The following is a 12,756-nucleotide window of genomic DNA, read 5'->3' on the forward strand; positions in this document are numbered from 1 at the left end:
GAGCGCGCTGCGTCTGGTGTCCGGTGCCCGCCGGCTCTGGATCGAGTGGTGCTGGTAGTTCCCGGCACGGCGGGCGCCCTCGGGCGCCCGCCACTGCGGAGAGGGGCCCGCCGTGACCGGTGAGCCGGGCGGTTACGACTGCCACCGCGCCCACGGGCCGTACGCCGGGGTCGCCGACTTCCTCGGCCGGATCGCCGCCGACAGCCCCCGCCTGGCGTCCCGCCACGTGGTCGAGCTGCACGCCATCGCGCCCCGGCTCGACCACGCGGCACGACCGGCCGCCGAGGAGGAGCCGATCCGGTTCCATCCCGCCCGGCGCACCGCCTGCCTGGCCTACGGCGCGGCGGAGTTCGTGGCCACCTGGGCGAGCAAGCTGCGACGCCCGGTGACGGTCCGGTTCGACCACATCGCCAGCGCCGACGAGACCACCCGCGAGCTGCTGGACGCGCTGACCCGCCGGATCGGGTCGTCCCCGGTACGCCTCGAGCTGCGCGACGGTGGCGACCGCGAGCCGGCAGCGGCCGACCCGACACCGGACGCGACGCGCAGGGCCCTGGGCGACAGTCTGGCCCGTGGCTTCTACCACCACGCGGCCCGGGTGGCGCGGCGCGGGCGTGCCACGGTGACCCCGGACGGCGACCTGCGGCACTGGTGGGCGTTCACCACCGGCCTGGCCACCGCCCTGGCGGCGTTGGACGAGGCCACCGAGGCGCTCGACCTCTATCGCGAGGCGCGCGCCGCCACCGGCGACCCGAAGATCACCATGTCGGCCGCGTACGCCACCGCCATGCTGTACGCCCGGCACCTACCGGCGGCCGACCAGGACCCGGCGCAGGCGCGGCACTGGCTGGAGCAGGCGATCCACCTCGCCACCGGCCTGGACGACCCGCGGCAGCGGGTGCTGTCCACCGTCTTCTACGAGCAGGGCCTGGCGCTGCTGGACAGCAGGGCGGGCGAACCCGCCCGCGCGCTGCGGCTGATCGACGACGGGCTGGCCCGGCTGACGGCGGTGCTCGGCCCCGGTGAGCGCCCGCAGGACCTGGCCCGGCTGCGGCACAACCGGGCGCAGGTACACCTGGCGCTCGGCGATCCGGCGCAGGCCCTGGCCGACCTCGACACCGTGATCGCCCATGATCCCGACAACTGTGAGTACTACGTGGACCGGGCGGCCCTGCATCGGGCGGCGGGGCGGTCCTCGGCCGCGATCAGGGACTACGACACCGCGATCCGCCTGGGACCACACCTGCCCGAGGCGTACTACAACCGGGCCGTGCTCCAGCAGGAACGGGGCCGCCCCGAGCGGGCGCGCGCGGACCTGGACCGGGTGCTCGCCATCGACCCCGGACACCTCGACGCCCGGATCGCCCTGGTCAACCTGCACGTGGAGCGCGGTGCGTTCGACGCGGCCGAGACGGGCGCGCTGGCCGGGCTGGCGATGGCTCCGCAGGAGCCGGCGCTGCTGTGCACCCTCGGGCTCATCCGTTCGGAGCGTGGCGGCCTCGCCGAGGCCGACGAGCTGCTCACCCGGGCCCTGGCCGGGGATCCGGGGCTGGTCGAGGCGTGGACGAACCGGGCTGCCGTCCGGTTCGAACGCGGCGACGTGGCCGCCGCCGTGGCCGACCTGGACCGGGCGGTGGCGCTGTCGGCGGCGCCCGTGCCCCGCTACAACCGGGGCACCGCGCTCATGCGGCTGGGGCGGTGGGACGAGGCCGCCCGCGACTTCACCGACGCGCTCGCCCAGCCCCGCCTGGACCGGGCGCTGCGGCGCGACCTGCGCGCGGAGCTTGATCGCTGCCGTCGCGCGATGGTCGGGTGACCGCGGGCGGGGCGGGTTGACGGTGCCGCCACCTGCACCACGGCAAGGCAGGTCATCGCCAGCCAGGCCACCCGCACCACCGACTCGGGGACGGCGGTGATCGGCCACAGGACGAGGGCCGCGAACGGCGGGTACGTGAAGGGCCCCCGTTCTCCGCGACGTACTCGTACAGGGGGCGCCCCGACTGCATGTGCGCCAGCGCTCCGTAGTAGATGTGCAGATCGGAGAGCGGCTCGGCACGGCGCAGGACCAGGCCGCAGGAGACCAGAGCGATCGACACGCACCCCGCCCACAAGAGCGTCACCCGTCGCTGGAGCACCGGCTGACAAATAGCGGACGGGGTGCGCAGGAAATCCGCCTCGACCGCGGCCCGCTCCAGCACGCCGGCCCGCACCGCGTGGTAGCGCACGACGGACCAGAGGAAGACGTCGAGGTTGTCGAATCGGGTGCCGCCCTCGACGACCGGCGGACGCCCCCTCGCCCGATCGACGGCCTCTTCAGACAGAGGGTGACGACGGACTGAACCGGCCGTCGACGTGCGCCCCGGGGCCGTCCTGGGGCGCGCGTCAGGAGCCGGAGCGTCCGATGCGGACGGCGACGCCGTCGAGGATCAACTCCAGCCCGAGCGAGAAGTCCGCGTCGGCGATCGCCGCGTCGGGGGTGTCCGGCGGCGGCGCCTCGAACAGTTCCGAGGAGAACAGTCGTGCCATCTCGGGGAAGCGCTCGGGCTTGACGAGCCGCGCCAGCGCGCGGCCGTAGTCACGCTCGGCGTCGGCCTGCCCCTGACCTTCGGCCCTGCCCTCGGCGAGTTCGCGGTCCTGCCGTACCGACTGGACCACGTAGCCGCTGATCAGTGACAGGGTGCCGACCTTGTGCGCCCAGTCGAGACGGGTGCCGGACATGATCGCCAGCGCGACCTCCATCCAGGCGATCTGGTTCGGTCCGGAGGGCGGACCGGAGGTGGGCAACCGCGTCAGCCACGGCCGACGCTGGAACACCGTGCGCTGCGCGAAGGCCCAGCCGCGCAGCCCTGCGCGCCAGTCGTCGGTGTCCATCTCCCCCGGCGCGCCCAGGGCACAGTCGGCCATGAGCGTGAGCAGCTCGTCCTTGGAGCCGACGTACCGGTAGAGCGACATCCCCGTGAAACCGAGGCTCTTGGCGACCTTGGGAAGCGTCACGCCGCCGAGCCCGTCGCGGTCGGCGATCTCCACCGCCGCGCGGACGACCAGGCCGACGTCGAGGGCCGCCGGCCGCCCGAGACGCGAGGGCTCCGACATCCCCCACAGCCGGCGCAGCGACGCCGGAACGAAGTCCTCGCTGGTCATTGGCTCCCTCGTTCGCCCGGCCGAAATCCGGCCCCATCATGCCAGACCTCATTAGTTTGTCTGTGATACTTTCCCTGAGAAACTAAAGACTGGTTCTCGGGGAGAGGGACGACCATGAGCATTGACACCGCACCACGGACGCCGAGAGGACCGGTACGGCGTGCCGAACGCGCCCTCGCGCCGGACCTTGCCCGGGGAGCGATGCTGCTGATCATCGCGCTGGCCAACGCCGCCGGAGTCGTCTTCGCCGGCGAGCCCGGCCTCGACGCCACGCCGGAGGGCGCCGAACGCGGGCTCAACCTCCTGCTCTTCGAACTCGTCCACGCCCGCGGATACCCGGTCTTCGCCGTGATGTTCGGCTACGGACTCGTCCAGCTCGCCCGCCGCCAGGACGCCTCCGGCGCCACGCCGAAGCAGGTCCGCTCGGTGCTGTTGCGCCGCAACCTCTGGCTCGTCGTCTTCGGGTTCGCACACGCCACCCTGCTGTACTACGGCGACTTCCTCGGCGCCTACGGGATCGTCGGGATCGTGATGACCCTGGTGCTGCTGCGCCGGGGCGACAGGTTCCACCGGATCGCGCTGGTGCTCTGGGCACTGTCGGCGGTCGAGATCCTGGTCATCGGCGCCGTCGTGACGAGCGGCCTCCTCGGCGGCTCGGGCGGGTCGGTCCCGCTGCCGTCGGGCCACGTCGACTCCCTCGCCGCCCCCGGGTACCTCGCGTCCATGCTGGCTCGCCTCGGCGAATGGCCGGTGCACACGCTGACCGTCCTGCCCTTCATCATCATCACCTGGCTGGGCATGTGGGCCGCCCGCCGCCGGGTCCTCGAAGAGCCGGCCCGCCACCGGAGCCTGCTCACGTGGACCGCCGTCCTCGGCCTCGGCGTCGCCATCGCCGGAGGCCTCCCGGCCGCCCTGGTCAGCGCCGGATGGCTGAACGCCGACGAGTCCACCGCCAGCCTGATGCTGGTGCTCCACGGCGGTAGCGGCATGTTCGCCGGCCCGGGTTACGTGGCCGTCTTCGGCCTGATCGCCATGCGGGTCACCCGGCCCGGCCCCGTCGTCGGCGCGCTCTCGGCCCTGGGCCGGCGTTCCCTGTCGGGCTACCTGTTCCAGTCGGTGGCCTGGCTGGTCCTCCTGGCGCCCTTCACGCTCGCCCTCGGCCACCGTTTCGGCAGCCCCACGGCGACCGGCCTGATCATCGCGGTGGCCGTCTGGCTCGCGGCCGTTCTGATCGCCCACCTGCTCGACAAGCGCGGGCAGGCCGGTCCCGCCGAGATCGTCCTACGCCGCCTGACCTACGGGCCCCGGACGTAGTCGCCGCAGCATAGAACCGCCCCGGCCGGCCGGGTTCGAGGGCTCGCCGTCACCGTGCTCGCCAGGTCGGTCCTGACGGCGCTCAACGCCCTGCTCCAGTACGCTTCACCGCCGAGACAGCGGCTTCCTTGACACGTTCGTGGTCGGGCACCGACGCGAAGTGCCGCTGGGGCAGCAGCAGCAACCAGGTGGCGAAGTTGAACGGCCCGGTCAGCACCGGGATGGCCAGCGGGGTGAGCACGCTCGCCAGAGCCACCTGCACGAAGAGCGTCAGGCCGATGCCGAACAGGGTGTAGACCGTCACCAGCGGGCCGGGACGGTGCAGGACGGCTCCCACCACGATCGCCGTCAACACCGCGTTGAAGCCGTACAGGCCCTTGTCGAGCGAGAGCCCGTCGGCGCCGAACCAGAGCGCCAGCAGGGTCGCGCCGACGCTGCCGACGACCGCGAACAGCGCCGACCAGCGGGAGTTGACCAGCAGCGCGATCACGATGATCAGCCCGCTGACCCAGCTGTTGGTGAGGTACACCTGGGAGACCCCCCGGAGGAAGGTCGGCACGAGGTCCCAGTCGAACCTGCCGGCGGCCAGCGTCCCCTCGCCGGGGAAGATCGGCTTGAGGTTGGTCAGCACGGTGAACCGGCTGAACTGGTAGGCCCCCAGCAACAGCACCCAGGTGGTGAGCACGAACGGGAAGGTGAACGCGGTCAGCCCCCAGGTCTTGAAGACCCGGTTCAGAGCAAGGGTGGCCACGGTCGTGGCGGCGGCTCCGAACACCAGGTAGAGCCACATCAACGGCCGGTGGTCGAGGAAGGTCGCGACGCCGATCCCGGTCAGCAGCGGGCTGAAGCCGAACAGCCCGTGCCGCAACGACGTCCGGTCGACCTGGAGGGCGACCGCCGTCGCCGTGCCGACGACGACACCGAGTACGGCGCCGCCGAAGACCCGGGGAATGCCGTTCTCGAACGCGCCCCAGGCGATCGCGACGAGGATGAGCAGGCCGGTCAGCGGGTTGTTCTGCAGGACGACCTGCGCGGTCCCGCGCAGACACGCGTCGACGAACCCGACCACCGGGTAGCGGTCGCTCAGCCGTTTCCAGCCCCGCGCGGCCTCGGCCATCTCTGTCTCCTTCGCTTGCGTCAACGCCAACTGGATGCCGGCGGGAAGGTCCGACCGGTGACTTCCTCGCGGGCGGCACGCAGAAGGCGCGGATCGCTTCGCGCACCGGCTCCGCTTCCTGCCCGAGGACCTTGAAGATCAGCCCGGCGTCGTTCGGCAGCCGGCTGACGGCGCCGGCCAGCGGCGTCGCGGCGGCCCAGACGGGTGTCGGAGGCGAGGGTGCAGGTCTGGATCTGCGAGCCGTGGTTCGCGTCCATCTCCTGGATCTTGGTGGCGGCCTGGGTGACCACGTGCGCCTGGCTGCCCGGCGCCAGGTCGACGTCCATCCGTCGATTCCCTCGCCCGTCTTGCAGTCGGTGAACACGACCGGCGGTGGCGCCGCGGTGCCCGGTGAGCAGCGCGACGCCGTCCCCCGTGGCGGCGAGCCGGATGGTCGTGCGGACGAAGTCCTGGAGGGTGCTCGGTCGTGGACGAACTGCAACAGCTTCAGCGTCTCGACCATCGCGCGCACGAGCCCTCCTCAGTCGAGGTTGGCGGGCAGGTGGGAGTGCGGGGTCGAGTCCGCGCCGCCGAACGACCGCCGCGACTCGTGCGGCGCGAGGTACGCGATCGCCTCGGTGCCGGGGACGAACCCATGGGTGATCCCGGTGAACGCGTGGGTACGCATCACCGACTCCATGCCCTTGCGGTCCACGGCGAGCGGGACGTACCTCTTCGCGCCCTTGACCACGGCCGACCAGTGCTGGTCGGCCACCATGCCATCGAGAGATTCCTTGGGCGTCAGATGCACTGGTCCTGATCCTTCTCGGCTGGACCGGAGACTCACCCGTCGAGCCGGTCTCCCCGCTGTCGGATGAGACGTTACTGGCTCAACTGGGACTGAACGCTCGATACGGGGGAAATAGCCCGAGGGCGTCCGCGCACCGGCGGTCGCTCGTCAGGATGAGGTCCCGGACGCGAACGCGCTCCCGCAGGATCCGCCGAGGGACCGAACATGGTCGTCGAGAGCTGTGGAACCGGTGGTCGCAGCTCGCGGATGGCCTGGTAGCGGGCCGGGCTGACGCAGCCGCTTCCGGGTCCGGCCGCAGCTCGGTAGGTGCGTGGCGACGACTCTGATCGAGCACCGCACGCGACCGGTCGGCCGTTCGCATGCGGTGCTCGATCAGGCCGTCGCGGTGTTCCCCACTGCACGTGGCGCGACGGTCGCCTGGTCCACGGCAGTGGACCGGACTAACGCAGACGCGACTCGATGGCCTCGATGATCCGCGGGCGCAGTTCCGCGGCGCGGATGACGGCGTCGACGGAGCCGACCTCGACCGCGCGCTGGATGTTGTGCACGCGGTCGAACTCCGTGGCCACCTCACCGAGCTTCTCCGCGCGGACCGACGAACGGATCTCGTCGAGCTCGGCGGTCAACGCGGCGCGGTCGGCGCCGGAGGCGATCGCAGCGCGGGCCTCCAGGTCCCGCAGGCGCGGATCGGCCGCGGTCCGGGCGTTGACGTCGCCGGAGAACACCACCGCGGCGGCCGGAGCACCGCCGAGCACCGAGGCGAACGAGCCCTCCAGCGCGAGCACGGTCATGTTCGGGTTCAGCGCCTTCGAGAACACCACGAACGCGCCACCGTGGTACCGCGAGATCACGCAGAACACGATGGGCCCGCGGAAGTTCACGATCGCGCGGCCGATCTCGGCGCCGTACTCCAGCTGTAGCTTCCGCATCGACTCCGGGGACCCGTCGAAGCCCGACAGGTTCGCCAGCACCACCAACGGCCGGTTGCCGCTGGCCGCGTTGATCGCCCGCGCGGTCTTCTGCGACGACCGCGGGAACAGCGTGCCCGCGGTGTAGGTGTCCGGGCCGTCGGTGGGCGGGAAACCGCGCCGCGGCACCGACCGTGACTCGATGCCGAGCAGGCACACCGGCATGCCACCGAGATGCACGTCCTGCACCACCGCGGTCTCCGCGTCGGCCATGCCCGCCCAGCGTTCCAGCACCGGGTGGTCCTGGTCGGAGAGCGCCCGCATCACGGTCCGGATGTCGAACGGCTTCTTGCGGTCCGGGTTGGCCTCGGCAGAGAAGATCTCGCCGACGGTGCTGAAGTCACTGCCCGCCACGACATGCGGGAAGTCGGAGATGTCGCGGTCGACGGGGTCGGTCGTGGTCGCCCGCCGCGGCCCCTGCTCGCCGGGGGCGACGTACGTGTGGTCGTAGTGCGACATCAGCACGTCCCGCGCGGCGGACAGGTTCGGCGCCCAGTACTGCGCCTGCCCGTTCGGCCCCATCACCCGGTCGTAGCCACCGATGCCGAAGTTGTCCTCGGCCGACACGCCGCCGGAGAAGTCGAGCGACTGCTTGCCGGTGAGCACCATCGCCGAGTCCGGAGTCATCACCAGGATGCCCTTGGTGTGCATGAGCATCGTCGCCTCGGCGTTCCAGTACGGCTGCGCGCCGACGTTGATGCCCGCGACCACGATGTTGATCTCGCCACCGTCCTGGGTGAACTCGACGATCCGCTTGAGCGCCGCGGCCACCCAGTCCATGTTCTCCGTGCCGGACCCCATGGAGATCCGCGCGCCGGAGGACAGCGCGTACCACTCCAGCGGCACCCGCATCCGGTCGGCCAGATCCAGCGCGGCGATCACCCGGCGGCACTCCGGCTCCGACAGCGCGCCGAGCGACTTCGTCGGGTCGCCGAGCAGCACGACCCTGGTGACGCCCTGTGGGTGCCACCGGGTCGGCGTGCTGACCACACCCGCGACGATCGCCGCGGTGTTGCGTCCCTTCGGGCGGGCGACCGGCACCAGCGCGTGCTCGTCGTCGAGGTCGTACTCGACGAAGTCGCCGAGCAGGCCGGTCAGCTCGTACGGGTACACCGTGTTGCGGCTGCTCGCGCGCAGCACCTTCTGCCGGTAGTCGTCGAGCGGCTCGACCGGCTCGTCCGACGGCTCGCCGACGGTCAGCTCGCTGCCGCCCGTGGCGTCGAAGGAGATACGCACGGCGATCTTGGTCAGCTCGCCGGTTTCCCGGTCGCGCTGCCGCGCGATGAACAGGATCTCCTCCAGCCCGGCGCCCGCGGTCGTCGGCAGCACTCGCCCGGCGATCATCTCCAGCTCCGCGCGGGTGAGGTCGCTCGGCGGCCAGACGTAGATCACGATCCGGTTGGTGTTGACGCGCTTCTTCGACGGTCGCCGCGACTGCGCGCGGCGGATCGAGTCGAGGCAGGTGGCGACGGTGTCCTCGGCGGTCGGCAGCGCGACCAGCCTGCCATCGTGCTCGCGCAGCTCGGTCAGGTCGCGTACCTGCGCGAACGCGACGAGGCGGTCGTCCGACGGGTTCTCCCGCGCCACGCACTGGAAGAGGTAGACCTCCTCGTCGGACGACGGCAACCGGGTGAGGTCGAACTTGCTCAGCCGCTCCAACTGCATCCGCTGCGCGATGTACGGATGCAGGCCGCGGACCAGCCGTTCCTCTACCATCCCGGTGGTCGACGGGCGGAACGTGAAGTGGTGGTGCATCACCGCGCCGCTGCGGCCCGCGACGGTGGCGGTGAGTCTGCGGACCTGGCCCGGCAACGGGTGCGCGCTGACGACCTCGTGCAGCGCGGCGGCCATCGCGTCGGTGTCCTCCGGCTGGTTCTCCCAGGCGAGATAGATGTCGGCGTCGAAGACGTCCTCGCCGCTCGCCAGCTCCCCGAGCCCGCGCAGCGCGGCGCCCAGCGCCTCGAAGCCCACCGCCGAGGAGACCACGCACGAGCCCGCGCGCTCGGCGACCACGAACGTGCAGCCCGCGACCTCGCTGGTGCGCACGCCGGTGAGGCCCTTGTTGCCGTAGTACCGCCGGGTCAGCACCTCCAGCATGACCTCGTTGCCGAGGTCGGCGCGGATCAGCCGCTGGCCGAGCAGCCGCACCAGCGGCTCGGTGCTACGCACCATCTCGGCGATGCGCTCGGCACGGTCCGGCGCGTCCGGGTGCGTGTCCAGGTGGCGCAGGTGCTTGCGGACGCTGGCGTAGACGCTGGCGCGGTTGCGACGCAGCAACGGCTGGGCGAACCAGCCGAACACCACGCCGCGCGCGAGGTCGGAGATCACGGGGAAGCGCACCTGGGTCGCGGCCACCAGCCGCTCCAGCGCCAGGCCGGCGGGCTCGCGCAACGCCTCGTCCGGCGGCGGCTCCCGCAGCCAGGCGCGCAGCAACGCCGTGACGACCGCGGCGTCGGTGGACGCGCGTTGCTGGGCGAGGAAGATCCGGAACACGGCGGCATCGAGTTCGGGGGAACGCTCCAGATCGGTGACGCCGTAGTGCCCGAGCGCCTTGGCGAGCTTGGCCTGGAACGCCTCCGGCAGCCCGGCTCGCTCGACGTCGAGGCTCTGCAGGTAGGTGTGGAAGTACTCGCGGGCGCTGTGCAGGTGACCGTCACCGCCGCCGTCCTCACCCGTCGGCCGGTTGCGGCTCAGCTCGGTGAGGTCGGCGAACATGTCGACGAGTTCGAGCTCCGCGGCCAGCGGCCGGTGACCGTCCGCGATGGCCGCCCGGCGTGCCGCGAGGTAGTCGTCGAGCACCCGGCGTTCGTCGTGCGGGTCGACGTCGAAGCCCAGCAGCAGGCTGCGCAGGTCCTCCTGGCCGCGCCTGGTGCGGGCCCGCGCCGGGATCTCCCGGGGCGCGGCGGGCAGGTCCAGCTCGACGGACTCCCCCGCCGGGTCGCTCTCCACTTCGGCGTCGGCGAGCGGCTCCAGCCGCACCAGCGGCGCACCGGCCTCCACCTGGCTGCCCACGGACACGGCGCATTCCTTCAGCCGCGCCTTGAACGGTGCCCGCAGCACCGTCTCCATCTTCATGCTCTCCAGCACGAGCACCGGCGCGCCCGCCTCGACCTCGGCGCCGACCTTCAGCGGCGTGGCGACGACCAGCGCGGGCATGGGCGAGCGAACGACACCACCCTCGTCGCGGCTGACCCGGTGCGTCACGCCGTCCACCTCGATCAGGTGGATCGGCCCGTGCGTGCCGGTGAGCAGCCGGTACCGGGTGCCGTTGACGACGACCTGCCCGGTGTGCCGGTCGAAGCGGTCGAGCTCGACGTCGGCGGTGCGGACGTCGTCACCCGCCTCGACGCCGACGCGGAACCGGTGCGCGCCGACCCGCGCGACCCGAACGCGGTAGCCGACGCCCCGCAGCTTGAGGTCCAGCGGTCGGCCGCTCTCGTGCTGCACCTGCGGGCGTCCGCCGAACGCCGTCGACAACAGCCGCTGCCGCTCGACGCGCTCTTCCTCCTCGTACGCCTCGATGGCGGCAGCCGCCAGCGCGACGGCCGAGTGCCGGTGCGAGACGAGCCGGCCCTCGCCCCGGACGCGGTCGATCCAGCCGGTGTCCGCGCTGCCGTCGATGACCTCGGGCTGGTCGAGCAGGTCGAGCACGAAGCTCTTGTTCGTCGCGCCACCCTCGATGATCACCGTGGTCTGCGCCATCGCCCGGCGCAGCCTGCCGAGCGCCTCGTCGCGGTCGCGGCCGTAGGCGATAATCTTCGCGATCATCGAGTCGAAGTCGGCGGGGATGGTGTCGCCCTCGCTGACGCCGGTGTCCACGCGGATGCCCGGCCCGGCGGGCAGGGCCAGCCGGGCGATGCGGCCCGGGGACGGCGCGAAGTCGCGGTCGGGGTCCTCGGCGTTCAGGCGGGCCTCGACGGCGTGGCCGCGCTCCACCGGCGGCTCGCCGTCGAGCCTGCCGCCGGCGGCCACGTGCAGCTGCGCCTTGACCAGGTCGAACCCGGTGGTGGACTCGGTGATCGGGTGCTCGACCTGCAGACGGGTGTTGACCTCGAGGAACGCGAACAGCTCGTCGCCGGGGTGGTAGAGGAACTCGACCGTCGCCGCGCCGCAGTAACCGACCGCGACGGCCAGCCGTTCGGCCGACGCCTTGAGCTCGGCCGCCTGCGCGGGGCTGAGCACCGGCGACGCCGACTCCTCGATGACCTTCTGGTTGCGTCGCTGCACCGAGCAGTCGCGGACGCCGAGCGCCCACGCGGTGCCCTGACCGTCGGCGATCACCTGCACCTCGACGTGCCGGGCGCCGGTGACCAGGCGCTCCAGGAACACGATGCCGCTGCCGAACGCCCGCGCTGCCTCCTGGCTGGTGCGCTCGTAGGCGTCGGCGAGCTCGGCCTCGTTCGTGATCACGCGGATGCCGCGCCCGCCGCCACCCGCGGTCGCCTTGAGCATCAGTGGGTAGCCGACCTCGGCCGCCGCCGTCAGGGCGGCGTCCAGGGTCTCGACCGCACCGCGGCTCCACGGCGCGACCGGGACGCCGACCTCCTCGGCGATCAGCTTCGCGCCGATCTTGTCGCCGAGCTTGCGCATGGCATCCGCGCTCGGTCCGACGAAGGTGACCCCGACCCGCTCGCACAGCTCCGCGAACCTCGGGTCCTCCGCGACGAAGCCCCAGCCGACCCACGCCGCGTCGGCCCCGGTCTCCACCAGCGCCCGCTCCAGCACCTCCAGGTTCAGGTACGGGCGCGCGGAGGCGGGACCGAGGTCGTAGGCGATGTCGGCCTCCCGCACGAACGTGGCGGCCCGGTCGACGTCGGTGTGCAGCGCGACGGTCTCGATCCGGGTCCCGGTCTCCGCGGCGATGTCCCGTACAGCGTGGATGAGCCGCATGGCGGCCTCACCACGGTTGACGATGGCGACACGACTGAACACCCGACCGAGCCCTTCTGTAGACCAACGATGCGCCGGGACACGGCGGTCCCGGCAGTATTCACCCTTCCGTCTCCCGGCTGGCGACGCCATATCGCAGATTGCGCATCCTGCACGGCCTCAGTTGTGGGAAACCTCCAAAGGTCGTTGTCCACCCACGCCTGACCAGGGCCTGGGTGGACGGAACGGCGACACGTCCCGCCGCGGGCAAAATGTGACGCGGGACACAACTTACGGGATGCCCTGCCCGTCCCTCGGCGGGACCCCGGTGGGCGCGCCGGCCCATGGTGGGCAACCGGGGCGCCTGCCGCGGGGTTCCGATCCCGCGAGCCCCGCTCCCCTCGGCTCGCGGCCCGGTCGACCTTGATCGAACGCCCCGCACGGCCGAAAAGCGCTTGCCGCGCGCGGTGGGCTCCGCGAAGGTGATGTCCATGACGTTCTGACGGACAGCACCCCCGTTGCCCCACGGCCGCACGGCGCCGACCCGCGCCGTCGTG

At 72.1% G+C, this 12,756-nt stretch carries 7 protein-coding genes and 1 pseudogene; 2 read left to right on the forward strand and 6 right to left on the reverse strand.

The annotated features are described in order from the left end of the window. Positions 1–112: 112 nt before the first annotated feature. Positions 113–1,816 (forward strand): tetratricopeptide repeat protein, encoded by a 1,704-nt coding sequence (locus C5N14_RS08635; RefSeq protein WP_117667296.1) that lies wholly within the window; start codon positions 113–115, stop codon positions 1,814–1,816. Positions 1,817–1,827: 11 nt separating this feature from the next. On the opposite strand, the pseudogene C5N14_RS34125 reads toward C5N14_RS08635, so the two are convergent. Continuing rightward, a pseudogene (locus C5N14_RS34125) lies at positions 1,828–2,109 on the reverse strand (glycosyltransferase 87 family protein); the annotation flags it as partial. Positions 2,110–2,382: 273 nt separating this feature from the next. Beyond that, positions 2,383–3,141: a TetR/AcrR family transcriptional regulator gene (locus tag C5N14_RS08645; protein ID WP_117667298.1), complete on the reverse strand. Its 759-nt coding sequence runs from the start codon at positions 3,139–3,141 to the stop codon at positions 2,383–2,385. 114 nt (positions 3,142–3,255) lie between these two features. Here C5N14_RS08645 and C5N14_RS08650 point away from each other — a divergent pair, with 114 nt between their 5' ends. Continuing rightward, entirely contained in the window at positions 3,256–4,455 is a 1,200-nt protein-coding gene (locus tag C5N14_RS08650; RefSeq protein WP_117667300.1) for a DUF418 domain-containing protein, read from the forward strand. 82 nt (positions 4,456–4,537) lie between these two features. Here C5N14_RS08650 and C5N14_RS08655 read toward each other — a convergent pair whose 3' ends face one another. From C5N14_RS08655 to C5N14_RS08675, 4 genes are all read right to left on the reverse strand, one after another. Further along, the gene (locus tag C5N14_RS08655) at positions 4,538–5,572 is read right to left on the reverse strand and encodes an urea transporter (RefSeq protein ID WP_117667303.1); all 1,035 of its coding nucleotides are present in this window, start codon (positions 5,570–5,572) and stop codon (positions 4,538–4,540) included. A gap of 20 nt (positions 5,573–5,592) precedes the next feature. After that, entirely contained in the window at positions 5,593–5,898 is a 306-nt protein-coding gene (locus tag C5N14_RS08660) for an urease accessory protein UreD (protein WP_243639325.1), read from the reverse strand. Positions 5,899–6,092: 194 nt separating this feature from the next. Further along, positions 6,093–6,362 carry a hypothetical protein gene (locus C5N14_RS08670; protein ID WP_243639326.1) on the reverse strand — a complete coding sequence of 90 codons (270 nt, stop codon included), beginning with the start codon at positions 6,360–6,362 and terminating at the stop codon, positions 6,093–6,095. 440 nt (positions 6,363–6,802) lie between these two features. Then, positions 6,803–12,262: a carboxyl transferase domain-containing protein gene (locus C5N14_RS08675; RefSeq protein ID WP_117667305.1), complete on the reverse strand. Its 5,460-nt coding sequence runs from the start codon at positions 12,260–12,262 to the stop codon at positions 6,803–6,805. Positions 12,263–12,756: the final 494 nt, after the last annotated feature.

The sequence above is a fragment of the Micromonospora sp. MW-13 genome, assembly GCF_003434305.1.
GTDB lineage: Bacteria > Actinomycetota > Actinomycetes > Mycobacteriales > Micromonosporaceae > Micromonospora.